The organism is Hyalangium gracile, from assembly GCF_020103725.1.
Lineage (GTDB): Bacteria > Myxococcota > Myxococcia > Myxococcales > Myxococcaceae > Hyalangium > Hyalangium gracile.
In genome coordinates this window covers 426,888-446,446 of record NZ_JAHXBG010000005.1, presented here as the reverse complement: position 1 = coordinate 446,446, position 19,559 = coordinate 426,888, and the positions used below count along the sequence as shown (strand labels likewise).

Sequence of the window (19,559 nt, the reverse complement as noted above, 5' to 3'; positions counted from 1 at the left end):
TCCTCGTCGAGAGACACGACTGGTTTCAAACTGTGGGTACCGCGTTCTCCGAGATGACGCTCCGGTACCAGAGCGCGCTGTCCTTGGGGATGCGCTGTTGGCTCGCGTAATCCACCCAGACGATGCCGAAGCGCTGTGAGTAGCCGCGGTCCCACTCGAAGTTGTCCAGGAGCGACCACACGAAATACCCAGCGAGCGGCACGCCTCCCTCCATCGCGCGCCGGGCCGCGATGAAGTGGTCTCGCAGGAAGGCAATCCGCTTCTCGTCCTTCACCCGCCCATCCGCGCCAGGAGGCGTCGAGTAGCTCGCCCCGTTCTCCGTCACGTAGAGCTTGCGCGGCCGGTACTCCAGGTGGACACGCAGCAGGAGCTCCCGGAGGCCATCGGGGTACACCTCCCAGCCCATCTCGGTCCAATCCTTCTCAGGAGCGACGAACACCTTGCGAGGCTCGTTCCGCGCCTCCGGCACCGCGGTGCTCCGAAGGACCGCGCGGTTGTAGTAGTTGATGCCCAGAAAGTCGCACTTCACCGCGATCGTCTGGAGGTCTCCAGGTTGCACGACCGTGAGCCCCTCGGGCGGAAGGTGCCCGGCGGCGATGTAGTCGGCGACCATGTCGGCGGGGTAGTGGCGCCCGAAGACAGGGTCGAGGAACCAGCGGTTGAAGAAGCCGTCGAAGTGCCGGGTGGCGTCGTGGTCCGCCGCGCTCGGTGAGGCGGGCTCGGCGGGGACCAGGTTCAGGGTGATTCCGACCTCGGCCCCGGGGCTCTCGGAGCGGATGACGGGGACCGCGAGTCCGTGGGACAGGAGCACGTGGTGGCTCGCGGCGAGCGCCGCCCGGTAGTCCTTCAAGCCCGGTGCGTGGCGCCCCTCCATGTAGCCGAGCATGCTCGTGCACCACGGCTCGTTATGGGTGATCCACTTCTTCACCCGATCACCCAGGCTGCGAGCAACGACGCGCGAGTACTCGACGAACGCCTCGGCGGTCGACCGCCGCGTCCAGCCTCCTTCATCCTGGAGCACCTGCGGCAGATCCCAGTGGTACAGCGTCGCGAAGGGCTCGATCCCCGCCTCGAGCAGCGCGTCCACCAGGCGGCCATAGAAGTCCAGGCCGGGCTGATTCAGCCTTCCACGGCCCGTGGGGAAGATGCGCGGCCAGGCGATGGAGAAGCGGTAGTGCTTGATGCCCAGGCTCTTCATCAGCGCGACGTCTTCGCGGAAGCGGTGGTAGTGGTCGCAGGCGACATCGCCGTTCGTCCCGTCCTCCACCTTGCCGGCCGTCTTGGAGAAGCGATCCCAGATCGACTCACCGCGCCCGTCCTCCGTCGCGGCGCCTTCGATCTGGTAGGAGGAGGTGGCGACCCCCCAGGCGAATTCATTGGGAAAGCGAAGAGTGCTCATGCGCGTGGGAACCGGATTCAGTGGGACTCATCGAGAGGCCGCGCTCGTCTAGAGCGCGCTTCTGGCAACGGCACTCAGCCCCTGCGGGCCGGCGGTTCCAGACGCGGCGCCTCGTCCGAACAGGTGGCAGCGCACCCAGCGCGAATCATCGAGCTGGGTCGTCTCCGGCATCTCCCGGCGACACACCGCCATGGCGCTCGGGCACCGGTCGGCGAAGGGACAGCCGGGCGGCGGATCGATCAGCTTGGGCGCGCCCGACTTCGCCTTCAGCTCGCTCTTCATGGAGCCGTTCGGGTCCGGCACCGCGGACAGCAGGAGCTGCGTGTAGGGATGCGCGGGCTGCTGCATGAGCTCCTCGCTCGGCGCGCCCTCCACGATGTGCCCCGCGTACATCACCATCGTCCGGTCCGCGAAGTAGCGCGCACTCGCGATGTCATGCGTGATGTACAGATACGAGATTGCGCGCTCCTCCTTGAGGCGCTCCATCAGGTTCAAGACGCCGACGCGGATCGACACGTCGAGCATGGAGATCGGCTCATCCGCCAGGATGACGGAGGGACCCGGAGCCAGCGCTCGCGCGATGGCCACTCGCTGCCGCTGGCCCCCCGAGAGCTGATGTGGATACCGCGTCGCGAGCTCGGCCGCCGGCTTCAGGTCGACGGTCTCGAGCAGCTCATGCACGCGATCCCTGAGCTCCGCGGCTCCCTTGGCCTTTCCGTGGAGCAGGAGAGGGCGCTCGAGGTGCGCCCCGATGGTGTGGACCGGGTTCAACGACCCGAAGGGATCCTGGAAGATCATCTGCACCTGTGCCCGGTAGTCGAGCGAGGCCTGGCGCGGCTCCTCCTGGAGGATGTCTCGGCCACGGAAGAGGATCTTCCCGGCCGAAGGCTCCATCAGCCGCACCAGCAGTCGGGCGATCGTGCTCTTGCCGCTGCCCGACTCTCCCACGAGCGCGACGACCTGCCTCTTCCCCAGGGCGAAGGAGATCTCGTGGAGGGCTCGCAGCCGTTTCGGCCGGAAGCCACTGCCCACCTGGAAGTATTTGCCGAGGCCTTTCGCCTCGAGGATCGGCTGGCTCTCCAGGTCGATGGTCGTCATGGCGCGTCCAGGTGGCAGGCCTCGATGTGGTCAGGTCCCAGCGGGCGGAGCTGGGGCACGTCGACCTTGCAGCGGTCCGTCGCCGAGGGGCAACGCGGGTGGAAGCGGCACCCGTCGGGGAGCTTGCGCATGTCCGGAGGCGAGCCCGGGATGCCCACGAGCTTCCTGCGCGGCCCTCGGACCGAGGGGACCGAGCCCAGCAGCCCCCGGGTGTACGGGTGCCTGGGGGAGAGGAAGAGCTCCCGAGAGGGGGCCATCTCCATCATCCTGCCCGCGTAGAGGACCGCGATGCGCGTGGAGAACTCGAGGATCAGCGAGAGATCATGCGTGATGAACAGGATGGAGAACCCGAGCTTGTCCTTGAGCTCCGAGACCTGGTGCAGGATCTCCTTCTGCACCACCACGTCGAGCGCCGTCGTCGGCTCGTCCATGATCATCAGCGGCGGCTCGAGCGCCAGCGCGATGGCGATCACCACGCGCTGCCGCATGCCGCCCGAGAGCTGGTGCGGATAGCTCGTGAGCCTGGAGCTGTCGATGCCCACGAGCTTCAGCAGCGAGACGGCCCTGTCGACGGCCTCGGAGCGCTTCACCCGCCGGTGGGCCTCGATCGCGTCCACGATCTGCTCACCAATCGTGAGGATGGGGTTGAGCGAGTTCATCGCGCTCTGGAAGACGAGCGACACCTTGCGCCAGCGCAGCTCCCGGAGCCGCGCCTCGCTCATGCCCAGGATGTCCTCTCCCTCGAACATCACCTGACCGCCCGTGATGACGGCGGGGGGCCGGAGGATCCGCAGCAGGGCCTGCGCCACGGTGGACTTGCCGCTGCCCGACTCGCCGGCGAGCCCCAGCACCTCGCCGCGCCCGATGTCGAACGAGACGCCGTCGACAGCGCACACGGAGCCCACGGGCGTCAGGTATTCGACGCGGAGGTCCCGCACCGACAGCAACGTCGAGGCCTTAGTTTCCATGGCTCCTCACCACGGGGGTCGAGAGCCCCTCTTCCAGATCATGGCTCTCGAGGAGCCGAGTCCATGTGCGCTCCGCCCGCAGTCGCGGGTTGGTGAGCTCGTCGATCGCGAAGTTGACGAGCACGAGCGCGAACCCGATGAGCGCGACGCACATGCCGGTGGGGACCACGGTCCACCACGCCCCGGTCAGCAGGGCCGCGTTGTTGGCGGCCCAGTACAGGTTGGTGCCCCAGGTGACCACGCTCACGTCCCCGATCCCCAGGAACTCGAGCCCCACCTGCGCGCCAATCGCGTAGACCGTCGCGGAGATGAAGCCGCTCATCAGCAGCGACGTCATGTTGGGGAGGATCTCCCGGAAGATGATCCGAAGGCGCCCCTCGCCGCTCACGATGGCGGCCATGACGAAGTCCTTCTCCCGCAGCGAGAGGATCTGCGCGCGCAGCATGCGTGCGTTCCAGGCCCACCCCGTGATGATCAGCACCAGGCCGATGGTGACGGGCCCGGGCTTCAGGTACGCCGCGATGACCACGGCCATGGGCAGGCCGGGGATGAGCAGGAACACGTTGGTGACGAAGGACAGGACACTGTCGAGCCAGCCGCCGAAGAACCCGGCGGTCATCCCCACGAGCGCGCCAATCGCCATGACGGCGAAGCCCGTGAGGAACCCCACCGCGAGCGAGGTGCGCGCCCCCGCGATCGTCTGCGCGAGCACGTCCTGCCCCTGGCCGTTGGTTCCGAAGAGATACTCGGAGGAGGGTGGCTGGTGCGGCGGGCCCACGAAGGCGGAGGGGTCGACCTTCACCAGCAGGGGCCCGAACAGCCCGAGCAGCACGAAGAAGAGGATGATCGCCGCCCCGACGGCCGCCTTGCGATTCTCGAGCAGCTGCCAGATGAACCCCGAGCGCTGCCTCCCGGCTGGTTTCGCGGATGACATTCCAGGCTTCCTCCTTTCTACCCGTCAGCGAGTCCGCGTCCGGGGGTCGAGCCACACGTAGAGGATGTCGACGAGCAGGTTCGCGCCCAGCACGGCAAGCGTGATGGTCAGGAAGATACCCTGCATGAGCGGGTAGTCCTGGTTGCGCACCGCCTGGATGAGCAGGTAGCCCTGGCCGGGGTACGAGAAGACGATCTCCGTCAGCAGCGAGCCCGAGAGGACGAAGCCCAGCGCCATGCCGAAGCCCGTGACGTTGGGCAGCAGCGCGTTGCGAGCGGCGTAGTGGAACATGATCCGCCCCTGGGACAGGCCCTTGGCGTTCGCCATGGTGATGTAGTCCTCGGAGAGCACCCCCACCATGGTGCTGCGCATGCTGAGCATCCACCCCCCGAGCGTCGCGATCACGATCGCCGATGCCGGGAGCATCATGTGCTGGACGACGCTGAGGATGAACTCGCCGCTGAAGGCGGGAGCAAGCGCGTCGTCGTAGGCGTGCCGGAGGGGGAAGGCGCCCAGGTTGAACCCGAGCACGTAGAGCAGCACCATGGCGAGCCAGAAGTAGGGGAAGGCTCCCAGGAAGACCAGCACCGGCGGCAGCACCGAGTCCAGCCAGCCGCCACGCCTCCACGTGGCGACCACGCCCAGCGTCGTGCCGAGCGCGAAGCTGATGATCACCGCGGCACCCGCGAGCAGCAGCGTCCAGCCGAGCCCCGTGGCGATCACGTCCGTCACCTTCGCGGGGAAGTACGCGACGGAGAGGCCGAGATCGCCCTGGAACAGGTGGACGACGTAGGTGAAGTACTGCTTGTAGAGCGGCTCGTTCGTGAAGCCGAACGCCACTCGCAATGCGTCGATGGCCTCGGGCTGCAGCTGCCCCCTGAAGCGCGCGAACATGGTCGAGGCGGGATCGCCCGGCATGAGGCGCGGGATCAGGAAGTTCAGCGTCAGCGAGGCCCACGCGGCGACCGCGTACAAGGCCAGGTTTCGCAGGAGGTGTCGCACGGCGTGGGGCTCTTTTCCGAGGCGCTGACGCTACTTGGGCTTCACTTCGACCATGAGGAAGAGGTTCTCGGGAGAGCTGTTCGGCGTGAGCTTGGCGTACGGATTGGACGCGCTCGGGAAGTTGGTGAACCGACGCGTGTTGTACTCACCCCAGGACGGGCCGGGGAACAGGGGGATGGCCGGCGCGTTCTGGACGAAGAGCTCCTGCATCTGTCCCGCCAGCTTCTTCTGCTCCGCGGCATCGTTGGTGCCCTCGAACGCCCGCAGCAGCTCGTCGGCCTCCTTGCTGGCGAAGCGGTTCCAGTTGTGGGCGGCGATCTCGCCGATGGGCCTCAGCGTCTCGCTGCCCATGAGCCCCCGGTAGAAGTGATAGGGGGTCGGCTCCTCGGACGTCCACCCCATGCTCATGTCGAACTCGCCCTTCTGGAGCCGCTCGAAGTAGGGGCTGAAGTCGTAGGTCTTCAAGGTGGCGTCGATGCCGAGCTGCTTGAGGTGCTGGCCGATGAGCTGCGAGGCGCGCACCCAGTCCGACCAGCCCGTGACGACGTTGATCTCGTAGCGCATGGGCTGCTTGTCCGGCGTCATCCGCACGCCGTCCTCGCCTCGCTTGTAGCCGGCCTCGTCGAGCAGGGCGTTCGCCTTGGCCACGTCGAGCTTCGTCCAGTCGCCGGACTCCAGGGCCTTGGGGTTGTGCCAGTTCTTGTGCGCGTCGCTCAGGGCCGTGGCGTCAGCGGGCCGCGTGTAGCCATACATCGCCACCTTGACGATCTGATCGCGGTCGATCGCCATGCTGATCGCCTTGCGCACGCGGACGTCGTCGAAGGGCTTCTTGGCGGTGTTCACGTAGAGCGTCGTCGTGTTGCCGACCAGGGGGAACCAGTAGTGGTTGTTCTCCTTGTCCTTGGCCACGTAGACGCGCTCGATGTCGGGCACGAAGCTGCCCGCCCAGTCCAGCTCGCCGGTGAGCAGCGCCATGTTGGCCTGATCGTTGCCGGGGTACGCCGGGAAGCGCAGGCTCTGGACGGCGGGCTTGCCCGGCTGCCAGTAGTGCGGGTTGCGTCCGAGCTCGAAGATCTGGTTCTGGAAGACCTTCACCTCGGTGAAGGGGCCCGTGGCCACGGGCGTCTCGTTCGTGAACGTGACGGGGTCCGCCACGTCCTTCCACTTGTGCTCGGGCACGATCGGCTGATGAAGGATGTAGACGAGGCCGGGGACGTAGGGGCGCACCAGGCTGAACTCGACCGTCGCGTCATCCTTGACCTGGACGCCGTCCAGGAACGCCCACACCGCCGAGAAGTCCAGGGCCTTGTGCTTCTTGAGGAGCTCGAAGGTGAACGCCACGTCCCTGGCGGTGAAGGGCTGGCCATCCGACCACTTCACGCCGGGGCGCACGGACAGGGTGAGCTTCTTGTTGTCCGCGCTCCATTCGTGCTTCACGGCCAGCCAGGGCACGAACTCACCCTTGAGCGTGTTGTAGATCATCAACGGCTCGTAGATGCCGGCGCGGGTCGGCCAGCGCGCGTTGCCCGGCGCCAGCAGGGGATTGAAGTTCCGGACCCACGAGGCCTGCTGCTCCTGGATGACCGTGAGTGCCGTGACCTTCGGCGCGGCCACCGCGGCGGGGGCCGTCGCGGGAGCGGGCTGTGCACCCTCCGGCGGGCTCTTCGAGCAGTGAACGAGGCCCCCCAGCGACAGCAGGGACATGCACATCATCAACAGCCGGCGTGACATGGATCGCTCCTGTTTTTGGTAGCGCTTTCAGCGGGAGGCGCACCGTATACGCTATTCACCTCCTGGTGAGGAGGGCCGTTCTTACAACGCGAGGCGTCATGCATTGCCAGGCCCGATGGCTGAGCCATCACCGGGGCCAGGCGTGGGCTGTCGATGGCCGACGTTCATGAGATGGGAATTAGCAGAATTCAAGGGAGCTTGCGAGTGCGGGGATGAAAGCGCATTCACGCCCAAGGGCCTGTTTTGCCGCGATCGCGCCTGTTTTTGACGCATGCAGCCACGAATTCATGTGAATCTTGACGCGTGGGGCCATGGTTTTGCGTCTGTTTTGACGCAATCAGCCATGGAAATGTGGCTCGGTGCTCCGAGCGCGGACGCCGGGTTTGTGAACTTCTGTGCTCTCAGTGAAGGCAGGGCCGGAATTTTGGTGGCGGTTTCAAAAGAGCCCTTTACTATCCGAGTAATCGGGTCTACAACTGTGTTTGAGGATGCCCGGTAGTCTCCGAGCAGTGCTGGGGACCTCTGACGCAACGCGAAACATCATCGAGCCAAATCAAACACAGCGGTTCCAGGCCTCCCTGGCACTGACGAGATGCGTGCGCCCTTTTCGTTCTCACGGAGCTGGGAGGAGATGGAAATGAGCAGAAGGTGGTGCGCTGAGATGAGACGGAACAGCAGTGCGGCCTGGAAGAAGGCCGTCTTGGGCTGCGGTGTCTTTGCCCTGGCTCTGGTGGGTGGAGGCTGTGTCGCGGTGGAGGAGCCGGAAGCTTCCGCGTCCGTCGAGAGCGAGGTGCCGCTGGAGTCCACGGGCTCCCGGACGCTCAACATCTCGGGGCAGCCCTTCACGCTGACCTGGGAGGATGACTTTGGTGGCAACCTGAATGCGGGCCAGCCCAGGTCCCTGCTCAACACCGCCAACTGGACCAAGGAGAACCTGGGCGTCAACTACGAGCAGCAGGCCTATACCAACCGGGAGTGTGTCACCCATCCCAACAACTGGAACTACTGTGTCGAGAACGGCAAGCTGACGCTGCTGGCTCGCAAGGAGCCGCTGGACTGTGTCGTCTGGCAGCAATGTACCGCCAGCAGCCAGTGTGGAACCAACGGCACCTGCGCGGCCACCGGCTACTGCGTCTACGACCAGAACCGCAACGGCGTGTATGACCACGAGGAGTGCGCGCCCTTCAATGGCCTGGCCAACGCGCCGGCCAATGGCATGCAGTACTCCTCGGGCCGCATCAAGACCGACGAGAAGGTCGAGTACCGCTACGGCTACATCGAGTTCCGCGCGCGCATGCCCTTCGCGGAGCTGCCCGCCGGGGCCACGCCGCCCAGCGGCATGTGGCCGGCCATCTGGCTGCTCGGGGCCAACGGCGCCATCTCCAATGGTGGCCGCGATGACAGCGCCGGCTGGCCCATGACGGGCGAGATCGACATCATGGAGTACACGCAGATCCGTGAGAACAGCGCCCTGTTCCCCACGAACGAGGCCATGGGCTTCAACGCGCTGTGGCGCGAGTACCCCGAGGCCGGAGAGATGGCGGCGGCGCCGGGTGGCTGGCAGGCCAACGCGTGCAGCGACTGGCCCAACCACGGTGACGCCAAGTGCGACGGAGACGTGGGCGGCTCGCGCGTGCAGTGGCCGGGCAAGACGATCGACTACCACCAGTGGCACACCTGGGGCTTCCTCTGGGACGAGAACGGCTTCAAGATCTACATCGACAACCTGCCGCAGAACGGCGGCGCGCCCGTGGCGACCTTCACCACCGGGGACAACGCGACCGAGTTCCGCCAGCCGATGTACCTCATCCTCAACAACGCGGTGGGCGGTGAGCTGGGCTGCCTGGGCTGGTCCGGCCGGTCGTGCACCTCCAGCGCGCAGTGCGCCAATGGCGCGGCGTGCTCGGGCGGCAAGTGCCAGGAGACGCCCAGCTCGTGCATCAACATCGACTGGGCCGCCCACGGCGACAAGGCCAAGCTGGAGGTGGACTATGTGCGCTGGTACCACCGCAACTCGGGCTACCCCCAGGCCTCTCGCGCGGCGTGCCAGGACAGCAATGGCGACGGCACGAGTGACAACATCATCCGCAACTGCGGCTTCAACGAGGACTACACCTACCACCGCAGCGATCTCTTCTTCGATGGAGGCCAGGGCCTCACCGACATCATCAACGAGGGCGGTACCCGAGGCTTCGTCCAGTGGGTGCGCATCGACAATGGCGGCTGGCAGCCCTACAGCGTGCAGATCCGCCAGGAGGGCTTCCAGCTCACCGCCGGCACCACCTACAAGTGGAAGGTGGACGTGAAGTCGAGCGCGGCGCGCACGCTCCCCATCAAGATCGCCCAGGCGCAGGATCCCTGGGGCACCGTCGCCAGCTTCAACTGCAACGTGGGTACCGGCTGGACCACGTGCACCGGTCCCAACTTCACCCCCACCGCCACGGGCACCTACAAGTTCGAGATCGACGCGGGCGGCAGCGCCAACAACAACCTCCAGTTGTACGTGGATGACATGTACCTGGGCACCACGGCCAATACGTGCCAGCCCGAGTGCACGGGCAAGACGTGTGGCAGCGATGGGTGCGGCGGCTCCTGCGGCACGTGCCGCTCGGGGACGAGCTGCGCGAGCTGGGGGCACTGCACCGCGTCGACGAGCACCTGCACCCCGAGCTGCTCGGGCAAGACGTGTGGCAGCGATGGGTGCGGTGGCACCTGCGGCACGTGCGCCTCGGGCAGCACCTGCAACAGCTCGGGCCAGTGCACCTCGACGCCTCCCACCTCCGTGCGCAAGGAGGCGGAGAGCGCCACGCTGACGGGCTGCTTCGCCGAGGCCGGTGGCGACAGCGGCGGCAAGGTCGTGGCCTTCGAGGGCGGCGACTCCATCTGCTGGAGCAACGTGAGCCTGACGGGCTTCACCAGCGCCACCGCTCGCGTGGGCGCTCCCTATCCCAATGGCGAGGCGCAGCTGAGGTTCAACAACACCACCATCGGCACACTGAAGCTGAGCACGGCGACGGGTGGCTGGAGCAGCCCCAGCCTGGCCAACATCTCCACCGCCATCTCCGCCACTGGCACCGGAACCCTCTGCCTGGTGGGCGTGACACACCCCAACGGGTGGATCTACTCGGTGGACTACCTGGATCTGAAGTAGGCCGTCGGGCTCGAGCAGGCCCTCTCCGAGGCTGTGTGCCGGAGGGGGCCTGTCCGCGCGGCGCCCCCCGTTGTCGTGGTTGTCGGCGATGCGCGGACGCCGACTGTCTTCAACTCCTCTCCTCTCCATTCCCCATATGCCCATTCATTCTCTCCTCCAGGGCGCGAGAAGCGCCTGGCTCCGCTGGACGTGTGCGTGCCTCATGGCCCTGGTGGCGGTCTCGCCGCTGGCCGCGGAGGCTCAGACCAACCTCGCCCGTGGCAAGCCCGTCACGGTGTCCTCGACCGATGGTGTCTTCGTCGGCTCCTCCGCCGTGGACGGCGATGCCGGGACCCGGTGGAGCAGCGGCTTCACCGACAACGAGTGGATCTACGTCGACCTCGGGGCCACGACGAGCTTCAACCGCGTGAGGCTCAGCTGGGAGACGGCCTACGGCAAGAGCTACAAGATCCAGGTGTCCGCCAACGCCACGAGCTGGACGGATGTGGCCACGGTGACCAACGGGGACGGCGGAGTCGATGACCTGACCGTGTCCGGCAGCGGCCGCTATGTCCGCATGCTCGGCGTGCAGCGCGCCATCGGCTACGGGTACTCGCTCTGGGAGCTCGAGATCTACGGCGGCACGGACACCGCGACGGATCTCGCCCGGGGCCGGCCCGCGACGGCCTCGACCATCGAGAACAACGATCCCAATCTGGCGGCCACCTATGCGTTCGACGGGAACGCCGGCACCCGCTGGTCCTCTGCCGCCGCCGATCCCCAGTGGATCCGGGTGGACCTGGGCTCGTCCCAGCAGATCGGCCAGGTGGTGCTCGTGTGGGAGGGGGCCTACGGCAAGACGTACACCATCGATGGCTCCAACGATGACGCCAACTGGACGACCCTGGCTACCGTCACCGATGGCGCGGTGGGCCGCAAGGAGATCCCCGTCTCGGGGACCGCGCGCTATGTGCGCATGCGCGGCACCGAGCGTGGCACGGGCTACGGCTACTCGCTCTGGTCGTTCGAGGTCTACAGGACCGGCGGCACCACGACGCCTCCGACGCAGACGACCAACCAGACCATCAAGCTGATGTTCCCCGAGCTGGCGTACGCGAAGATCAACGTCTCTCCGACGCCGATCTCCATCACGCCCACGCCGGAGGAGGGCGCCGCGACGCCGTCCGTGCGCAACCCGCCCGGGCCCTTCACCTACCTGCTCACGTTCCCGCCCAACACCACGGTGACGATGTCGAAGAACCAGTTCTCTCCCACCGAGCCCAACACCGACATCCGTCTGGTCGTCACCACGTCCTCTGGTACCCAGCGCGCGCAGTCCGTGACGGCCCTCGCCGTGCAGGATGCGGAGTGGCAGGTGGAGATCTACTCCACGGGCTCCACCAACCCGCCGCAGGGTGGCCCCATCATCCCGGACCCGTATGTGGCGCCGGCTCCGCCCCCCACGGCGGGCGCGTTCGCGGTGACCGCTCCGGCCAACAACGCGATGATCACCAACACCCGCCGCCCCACCTTCAGCTGGGCCGCCGTCACGGGTGCCACCAGCTACAGGCTCTTCGTCAACGTCACGCGCAACGACTACGACTGGATGGCCCCGGGCAGCCTGCTCGATCGCTTCACCCAGGTGGCCTCCACCACCGGCACCTCCTTCACCCTGACGGAGGACCTGCCCGATCGCTGGACCTATAAGTGGTACGTCGTCGCCCAGCTCTCCAGCGGGAGCACCAGCCGCTCGGACATGCGCACCTTCAGCCTCTACCTGCCCACGGTGGAGACGGCGGCGGATGGCGTGGCGCTCATCAACGGCATTCGCGACCTCAACAAGAACGGGACCATCGAGCCGTACGAGGACTGGCACAACCCCGTCACCACCCGCGTGAACGATCTGATGAGCCGGATGACGCTGCACGAGAAGGCCATGCAGATGTTCTACGAGGCCAAGGTCTACCCCGAGGCGGGCTTCACCATGGGCCCCCTGTCTCCCCAGGAGATCGCCAGCTACCAGTCGGCCTGCGCCAAGACGCGGCTGGGCATTCCGATGATCGACGCGGGAGACTCCATCCACGGCTTCAAGACGAGCTGGCCGACGCAGCCCGGCCTGGCGGCCTCGCGCAACCTGCAGAACGCCTGGGAGATGGGAGACATGCAGCGGCGTGAGCAGCTCGCCGTGGGCAGCCGTGGCACCCTGTCGCCGCTGGCCGAGGTGGGCACCAAGGTGCTCTATCCGCGCATCCAGGAGGGCAGCGGTGAGGATGCCGATCTGGCCGCAGGCATCACTCGCGCCCTGATCGCCGGCCTGCAGGGCGGCCCCGAGGTCAACCCGAGCTCCATCTGGGTCACCACCAAGCACTGGCCGGGGCAGGGCGCTGGCGGAGAGGGCGGCATCGTCTACGACGGCACCACCATCCACTACCACATGCGTCCGTGGCACGCGGCCATCGAGGCCGGCACCAGCGGCATCATGCCCGGCTACGCGGGCACTCCGCTGCTCGGCCCCGAGGGCTATGGCGCCGGTGACAACCCCAGCATCATCAACTACCTGCGCACCAACATGGGCTACAACGGCGTCATCTGCTCGGACTGGCTGCCGTCGGGGGCCTGGTCTCGCTCGGCCAACGCGGGCTCGGACGTGATGGGTGGCGCCAACCCCGGCCAGATGGGCGCCTTCGAGACGGAGGTCAGTGCGGCCAAGATCGATCAGGCCGTCCGCCGCATCCTCGATCTGAAGTTCCGGCTGGGCCTGTTCGAGGACCCCTACAAGAGTGGGCCTTCGGGCACCGCCGCCTGGCACACGGCCGACAACAAGTTCCTGGCTCGTCGCGCCTCGCAGGAGTCGATGACGCTGCTCAAGAACGAAGGGGCGCTGCCGCTGCGCCTGCCCGCGGGCTCGCGGATCGTCATCGCCGGCCCTCGCGCCGATGATCAGTCCTGCATGGTGACCTGGCGCTCGGACTTCCACGGCACCGAGTTCGGTGACCCGACCATCTACGCGGCCGTCAAGGCGCGCGCCGAGGCGGCCGGCTACACCGTCTACAAGGACGCGGCTCCCGCGGGCGTGACGCCGAACGCCGCCATCGTGGTGGTGGGCGAGAGCTACTACACGCACGGCACCGAGTGGGACAAGGAGAAGCCCTACCTGCCGGGCGATCCGATTGGCCCCGCGCACGACCCGAAGTGGAGCGATCAGTACAACATCATCGCGGGCTTCAAGGCGCAGGGCATCCCCACGACGACGGTGCTCATCATGCCGCGCCCCTACATCCTGACCAACCTGGTGAACCAGACGAACGCGCTGCTGGTGGCCTACCGCCCCGGTGACATGGGCGGCTACGCGGTGGCGGACGTGCTGTTCGGCGACGTGCTGCCTCGCGGTCAGCTGCCGTGGCAGCTGCCGCGCTCCATGAGCCAGATTGGCACCGACGTGCCGAACAACCAGCTGGAGAAGTGGGACCTGCCGTTCGACGTGGGGGCGACCGAGGCCGAGCGCACCACCATCCGTCAGCGGATCGCCGCGGGCCAGCCCATCCAGCCCATCTATGGCAACCCGCTCTTCCAGTACGGCGCCGGCATCCAGGGCTTCGGGCTGACGGACTCCACGCCTCCGGCCGCCTTCACCCTGCAGACGCCCGCCAACGGCGCCACGCTCACCACGCGACCCACCTTCGCGTGGACGGCGAGCTCGGATGCGCAGACGGGCATCCAGCGCTACGAGGTGTTCCTGGATGGCGCTCCCTACCCGGTGGCGACCACCAAGACGACGTCCTCCGCGCTCAGTGGGGTGAAGCTCACCAACGGCACGCACTCCTGGTACGTGAAGGCCTTCAACTGGGCGAACGGTGTCACCACCTCGGCCACGTTCACCTTCACGCTCAATGACACCGCGCCCCCGGCGGCCTTCGCCGCGCTCATCCCGGCCGCGGGCTCCACGGCCTCCGCCAACCCCACGCAGTTCATCTGGGAGCAGACGACGGACGTTGGCGCCGGTGTCTCCGAGTACATCCTCAACGTGGATGGCACGGACCGCACGCCCACCATCTCGGCCAGCACCTACGTGGGCCCCACCACCAACTCGGCGCGTGGCCGCAACGTCAGCGCCTCGTCCAACGAGTTCGGCAGCGCCGGCGACGCGGTGGATGGCAACCCCGCCACGCGCTGGTCCAGCCTGTCCACGGACACCGAGTCCATCACCGTGGACCTGGGCTCCGTCTTCTCCATCAAGCGCATCGTCCTCAACTGGGAGGCCGCCTATGGCGCCAGGTACGTGCTCGAGACGTCGCTGGATGGCACCACCTGGAAGGCGCTCTACACGGAGAACGCCGGCAATGGCGGCATCGACGACATCGGCAGCCTGAGCGGTGTGGGCCGCTACGTGCGGATGCGCGGCGTCCAGCGCGCCACCACCTTCGGCTACTCGCTGTGGGAGTTCGAGGTGTACGGCGTGGGCACGCAGCAGGCCACGCTCAGCGGGCTCGGCTCCGGCACGCACACGTGGCGCGTCCGCGCGGTGGATGGCGCGGGCAACAGCACCCTGTCCAGCGGTCCTCTCTCCTTCACGAAGTAGCCGTCGTGAAGGGGAGTTCCTCACTCGAAGTCAGCTCGAGGCATGTGTTGAAGCCTCGAGAGAAAGGGCATTGCACTGCCATGTATTCCCGATCAACTGGAGTCGTCGCCGCCATGTTGGCGGCAGTCCTCTGGGCCGGTGATGGCTTCGCCGCCACCTACGGCGCCCAGGGCTCAGGTTCCTCCGCCATCTTCTACGTCGACACCACTTCCTGGGCGGACATCCACTACACCCTCAACAATGGAGGCCAGCTCAACGTGCGGATGACCGTGACGAACGGTCGAAACCAATACACGGTGAGCAACCTGGTGGCCGGTGATGTCATCAACTACAACTTCACCTACTGGGATGTGTCCTGTAACTGCGCCCGTGACACTCCCTCCGCCCGGTATACCCATGGTGGCGGCGGCTCGACGGACGCGGGGACGCCAGACGCGGGGAGCGGTGATGCGGGCACGCCCGATGCGGGGACTCCCGATGCGGGCACTGGCACCGGCGCCGTGGTGCCGCTGTTCAACGGCTCGACGCCGCTGGAGCCCGCGCTGGTCGAGAACACGGCCCAGGCCCTGATCACCCACGTGGGTGAGCGCGTGCGCGATCGTCACGCTCGGGAGGCCGAGTTCCGGGCGTACGATCACTTCCTGCCGCTGTACTTCGCGAACCGGACCTTCTACGTCGACATCATCGACGAGGTGGCCAAGGGCGGCAGCCAGATCACGGTCAACCTCCACACCGTCTATCCGCATGACGGCACGAACTTCCGGGCGTTCTTCCGAGGCCTCAACACGGTGGCGGAGTACTTCCACAACGGGACGTTCACCCGGGTGAATGACAACCTCTACACCGCCAGCGTCAACTACAACGCCAAGGAGGGCAGGGCGATCCGCGTCGGTGATCGCATGGAGATCGAGGTCGGAGTCTTCCTCAAGCAGCCGGTGGAGGGGCGCTTCAACTACTACTCGGGGGCCTGGCTCTACATCGTCGGCAGCGGCGGCATCGTGCCGTTCGAGGGCGTGGGGACGATCCTGGACTCCTTCCCGATGCCGGAGGCCGGCTGGAGCGGTGGCCGGACCACGCTGAACGCGCCGTACTCGAACGAGCCCACGTGGCGCTTCATGCAGATGGCGTTGAACCTGGCGCCGGTGAACACGCAGCCGTTCGTCGAGGGGCGGCGCATCCACCACACCGACTTCGGGGATGGGAGCCACTCCGAGCCGGGCAACCCGGTCTTCACCACGCAGCAGAACAAGCTGGGGCCTGGCTACGTGGCGCGCTCCTGTGTCGCCTGCCACGTGAACAACGGCCGAGGCCTGCCTCCCGCCACCACCAACACCACTCTGACCAACATGGTGGTCAAGGTGGGCCGGGTCAGTGGCACGACCGCGACCCCCGATCCCCAGCTGGGCTCCAAGCTGCAGCCGCGCAGCACCAGCGGCACTCCCGAGGCGGACGTCCGCATCTCCTCGTGGACGGTGACCAATGGCCAGTTCGCCGATGGCACCACCTACCAGCTGCGCAAGCCGAACTACTCCTTCCTGAACGTCATTCCCACCGCCCACTCGGCGCGCATCTCGCCGCAGCTGGTCGGCATGGGCCTGCTGGAGGCCGTGCCGGAGAGCGCCGTCTCCTCCCTGGCCGATCCGAATGACAGCAACGGGGACGGCATCTCCGGACGTATGCGGACGGTGACGGATCCGCAGACGGGCGAGACGCGCCTGGGTCGCTTCGGCTGGAAGGCGGGCCTGGCTCGCCTGCGCCACCAGGTGGCCGACGCCTTCAACGGGGACCTGGGAGTCACTTCTTCCATCTACAGGTCCCTGGATTGTGGCTCGTCGCAGCAGGGGTGCTCGGGGACCAGCACGGAGCTGAGCGATGCGGACCTCGACAAGATCGTCCGGTACATCGCCCTGCTGGGAGTTCCCGCGCGCCGGGAGCTGACCAACTCCCAGGCGCTCCGGGGAGAGACGCTCTTCCAGAACATCGGCTGCGCCAGCTGCCACAAGCAGACCCTGACCACCAGCGCGTATCACCCCCATGCGGAGCTGCGCAGCCAGACGATCCACCCGTATACGGATCTGCTGCTGCATGACATGGGCTCGGGCCTGGCCGACAACCTGCCGGAGGGCAATGCCTCGGGGGCGGAGTGGCGCACCCCGCCGCTGTGGGGCATCGGCCTGACGGCTGGCGTCAGCGGGGGCGAGGCCTACCTGCATGATGGCCGGGCGCGGAACCTGACGGAGGCCATTCTCTGGCACGGCGGTGAGGCCCAGGCATCCAGGAATGCCTTCGCCAACCTGTCCAGCGCCGACAGGGCGGCCCTCATCAAGTTCCTGCAGACCCTCTGACGTAAGCACCCGCGCGGCGGGCTCGCTCGAGACTCGAGCCCGCCGCGGACCCAGGCGCTCCTCGCCCGATGGTGCGGCGGGAGCGCCTGTGCACTAATGGGCCCCATGGCAGGTAGCGCGGCTCACGCGCTCGAGGACAGGGGATGGGCCCGAGACTGACCTTCTTTGGCGGCGCTGGGACGGTGACCGGCTCGAAGTATCTCGTGGAGGCCGAGCGAGGGCGCTTCCTGCTGGACTGTGGCCTGTTCCAGGGCCTGAAGCGCCTCCGCTTGCGGAACTGGGAGCCGCCGCCCTTCGAGCCGAAGGCGCTGGACGGGGTCATCCTCAGCCACGGCCACCTGGATCACTCGGGCTATCTGCCGGTGCTCGTGAAGCATGGCTTCCGAGGCCCCATCCACTGCACGCGAGGGACCCAGGACTTGCTGAAGGTGCTCCTGCTCGACTCCGCCCGGCTGCAGGAGGAGGACGCGAGGCGAGCGAACAAGTACGGCTACTCCAAGCACAGGCCCGCGCTTCCGCTCTATACGTTGGAGGATGCGCAGCAGACCCTGTCCCTGGTGCGCGCTCATGGCTATGGCGAGCGCTTCGAGCTGGGGGAGGGCTCCACGGTGCTCCTGCGTCGCGCGGGACACATCCTCGGCTCAGCGACGGTGGAACTGGACCTGGGGGGCACTCAGCCCTCCCGGCTCGTCTTCTCGGGAGACCTGGGACGCTGGGACCGGCCCATCATTCGAGATCCGGAGTTCGTTCCCGAGGCCGACGTGTTGCTCGTGGAGTCCACCTACGGAGACCGGGTGCACGCCAACGGGAGCGAGGAGACGCTCGTTCGAGTCATCACGGAGACGGCGCATCGGGGCGGCGCCGTCATCGTGCCGTCGTTCGCGATCGGGAGGACGCAGGAGCTCATCTGGACGATCCGGAAGCTCGAGGACGAAGGCCGGCTGCCGCTCATCTCCGTCTTCATCGATACCCCGATGGGCATCGATGTGACGCGCATCTACTGCGAGCACCCGGAGGACCATGATGTGCACATGCGGCTGCTCACGGATGCGAAGCGCTGCCCCCTGTGCTGCAGGGAGTACCACCTGGTCCGGACCGCGCAGGAGTCGAAGAGCCTCCATGACAAGCGGGGGCCCATGGTCATCATCGCGGGCAGCGGCATGGCGACGGGCGGGAGGGTGCTGCACCACTTGAAGTGGCGGCTGCCCGATCATCGCAACACCGTCCTCCTCGTGGGGTACCAGGCCGAGGGAACTCGAGGGCGCTCCCTGCAGGAAGGTGCGCGGTCCCTTCGCATTCATGGGGAGGACATTCCCGTTCGGGCACATGTCGAGACGGTGGATGGGCTGTCGGCGCACGCGGATCAGTCGGCGCTGCTCCGCTGGATGCGGGGCTTCACCCGGCCTCCGAGGCAGACCTATGTCGTGCATGGGGAGCCAGGACCGGCTCAGGCCCTGGCGGTGGCGATCCGTGAGCAGCTCGGCTGGAAGGCGGACGTGGCCGAGGATGGCGCCACGGTGGAGCTTGTCTCGAGCGCGGGGAGCAGCCTGGCGCGTTAGCCCCAGGAGAGGATCGACCCAGGCAGCCCCAGCGCGTTCCAGTTCTTGAAGAGGATGAAGAGCCCCATCAAGACGAGGAAGGCGGAGAAGGCCCTCTTGAGGGCCGCCTGCGACACGAAGCGGGACACCCAGGTGCCCGCCAGAATCCCGACCACCGCGATGGCCGTGAAGAGCGCGAGGTAGCCCCAGGGCACCACGACGTGGCCGAGGTAGCCGGCGAAGCCCACGAAGGAGTTGAGGGCGATGACGAGCAGGCTGGTGCCCACCGCCTGCTTCATGGGCAGGCCCACGAGGAGCACCAACGCTGGGACGATGAGAAAGCCTCCTCCCACTCCGACCAGTCCCGTGAGGCCACCCACACCCAGCGCGGCCGCCGCCATCACCGGGAAGGGGGACTGGTGGGGCTCGGGAGGAGGTGGGCATGCCTTGCACGCCGCCAGGGCCGCCTCCTTGCGGCCGTTGCGGTACATGAAGAAGGCAGCCACCAGCATCACCGCGGCGAAGAGCAGGAGCTGCGCGGCGCCGGAGACCCAGACGGACAGGCGCGCCCCGGCGTACGTGCCCGCCATCGCCACGGCCCCGAACGTCAGGGCGGCTCGGAGCTGGAGGTTCCCCTTGCGCCAGTGCCCCATGGCACCGAAGAGGCTGGTGACGCCCACCACCGCCAGTCCCATGGCGATGGACTCCTTGGCCCCGAAGCCCAGGACGTACACCAGGATGGGCACGGTGAGGATGGAGCCCCCACCACCGAGGAGGCCGAGTGACAGACCAATGAGTGCCGCGAGGGAGAGTCCGAGCAGTGGCATGGCGTTCG

11 protein-coding genes are annotated in these 19,559 nt (G+C 67.2%); 4 read left to right on the top strand and 7 right to left on the bottom strand.

Going from position 1 to position 19,559, the window contains the following annotated elements; all coding sequences use genetic code 11:
- Positions 1–25 precede the first annotated feature (25 nt).
- From KY572_RS12570 to KY572_RS12545, 6 genes are read right to left on the bottom strand one after another with little or no spacing between them, the layout of a single operon-like run.
- A complete protein-coding gene (locus tag KY572_RS12570; protein ID WP_224242819.1) occupies positions 26–1,399 on the bottom strand; it encodes a GH1 family beta-glucosidase in 1,374 nt (457 codons plus the stop codon).
- 48 nt (positions 1,400–1,447) lie between these two features.
- Positions 1,448–2,497 carry an ABC transporter ATP-binding protein gene (locus tag KY572_RS12565; RefSeq protein WP_224242818.1) on the bottom strand — a complete coding sequence of 350 codons (1,050 nt, stop codon included), beginning with the start codon at positions 2,495–2,497 and terminating at the stop codon, positions 1,448–1,450.
- Positions 2,494–3,465, bottom strand: coding sequence for an ABC transporter ATP-binding protein (locus tag KY572_RS12560; protein ID WP_224242817.1), 972 nt, complete (start codon positions 3,463–3,465; stop codon positions 2,494–2,496). The genes KY572_RS12565 and KY572_RS12560 overlap by 4 nt, the downstream gene beginning before the upstream one ends.
- Positions 3,455–4,399 carry an ABC transporter permease gene (locus KY572_RS12555; RefSeq protein ID WP_224242816.1) on the bottom strand — a complete coding sequence of 315 codons (945 nt, stop codon included), beginning with the start codon at positions 4,397–4,399 and terminating at the stop codon, positions 3,455–3,457. Before KY572_RS12555 ends, KY572_RS12560 begins: the two co-directional genes overlap by 11 nt.
- Before the next feature lie 24 nt (positions 4,400–4,423).
- Complete coding sequence (locus KY572_RS12550; RefSeq protein ID WP_224242815.1) at positions 4,424–5,401, bottom strand: ABC transporter permease; 978 nt, start codon at positions 5,399–5,401, stop codon at positions 4,424–4,426.
- Between the two features lie 30 nt (positions 5,402–5,431).
- Positions 5,432–7,132 (bottom strand): ABC transporter substrate-binding protein, encoded by a 1,701-nt coding sequence (locus KY572_RS12545; RefSeq protein WP_224242814.1) that lies wholly within the window; start codon positions 7,130–7,132, stop codon positions 5,432–5,434.
- Positions 7,133–7,793: 661 nt separating this feature from the next.
- On the opposite strand from KY572_RS12545, the gene KY572_RS12540 reads away from it, so the two are divergent.
- From KY572_RS12540 to KY572_RS12525, 4 genes are all read left to right on the top strand, one after another.
- Positions 7,794–10,283, top strand: a complete 2,490-nt coding sequence (locus tag KY572_RS12540) for a carbohydrate binding domain-containing protein (RefSeq protein ID WP_224242813.1) — start codon at positions 7,794–7,796, stop codon at positions 10,281–10,283.
- Between the two features lie 202 nt (positions 10,284–10,485).
- The gene (locus KY572_RS12535; RefSeq protein ID WP_224242812.1) at positions 10,486–14,841 is read left to right on the top strand and encodes a galactose-binding domain-containing protein; all 4,356 of its coding nucleotides are present in this window, start codon (positions 10,486–10,488) and stop codon (positions 14,839–14,841) included.
- 80 nt (positions 14,842–14,921) lie between these two features.
- Positions 14,922–17,186, top strand: coding sequence for a di-heme oxidoreductase family protein (locus KY572_RS12530; RefSeq protein ID WP_224242811.1), 2,265 nt, complete (start codon positions 14,922–14,924; stop codon positions 17,184–17,186).
- 143 nt (positions 17,187–17,329) lie between these two features.
- Entirely contained in the window at positions 17,330–18,745 is a 1,416-nt protein-coding gene (locus tag KY572_RS12525) for an MBL fold metallo-hydrolase RNA specificity domain-containing protein (protein ID WP_224242810.1), read from the top strand.
- Here the strand turns inward: KY572_RS12525 and KY572_RS12520 are convergent.
- Positions 18,742–19,551 carry a sulfite exporter TauE/SafE family protein gene (locus tag KY572_RS12520; RefSeq protein ID WP_224242809.1) on the bottom strand — a complete coding sequence of 270 codons (810 nt, stop codon included), beginning with the start codon at positions 19,549–19,551 and terminating at the stop codon, positions 18,742–18,744. The genes KY572_RS12525 and KY572_RS12520 overlap by 4 nt on opposite strands.
- Positions 19,552–19,559: the final 8 nt, after the last annotated feature.

Bases quoted from the DNA above. Each gene is read 5' to 3' on its own strand.
- KY572_RS12570 (WP_224242819.1), bottom strand. From the start codon at position 1,399: ATGAGCACTCTTCGCTTTCCCAATGAATTCGCCTGGGGGGTCGCCACC.
- KY572_RS12565 (WP_224242818.1), bottom strand. From the start codon at position 2,497: ATGACGACCATCGACCTGGAGAGCCAGCCGATCCTCGAGGCGAAAGGC.
- KY572_RS12560 (WP_224242817.1), bottom strand. From the start codon at position 3,465: ATGGAAACTAAGGCCTCGACGTTGCTGTCGGTGCGGGACCTCCGCGTC.
- KY572_RS12555 (WP_224242816.1), bottom strand. From the start codon at position 4,399: ATGTCATCCGCGAAACCAGCCGGGAGGCAGCGCTCGGGGTTCATCTGG.
- KY572_RS12545 (WP_224242814.1), bottom strand. From the start codon at position 7,132: ATGTCACGCCGGCTGTTGATGATGTGCATGTCCCTGCTGTCGCTGGGG.
- KY572_RS12540 (WP_224242813.1), top strand. From the start codon at position 7,794: ATGAGACGGAACAGCAGTGCGGCCTGGAAGAAGGCCGTCTTGGGCTGC.
- KY572_RS12535 (WP_224242812.1), top strand. From the start codon at position 10,486: ATGGCCCTGGTGGCGGTCTCGCCGCTGGCCGCGGAGGCTCAGACCAAC.
- KY572_RS12530 (WP_224242811.1), top strand. From the start codon at position 14,922: ATGTATTCCCGATCAACTGGAGTCGTCGCCGCCATGTTGGCGGCAGTC.
- KY572_RS12525 (WP_224242810.1), top strand. From the start codon at position 17,330: ATGGGCCCGAGACTGACCTTCTTTGGCGGCGCTGGGACGGTGACCGGC.
- KY572_RS12520 (WP_224242809.1), bottom strand. From the start codon at position 19,551: ATGCCACTGCTCGGACTCTCCCTCGCGGCACTCATTGGTCTGTCACTC.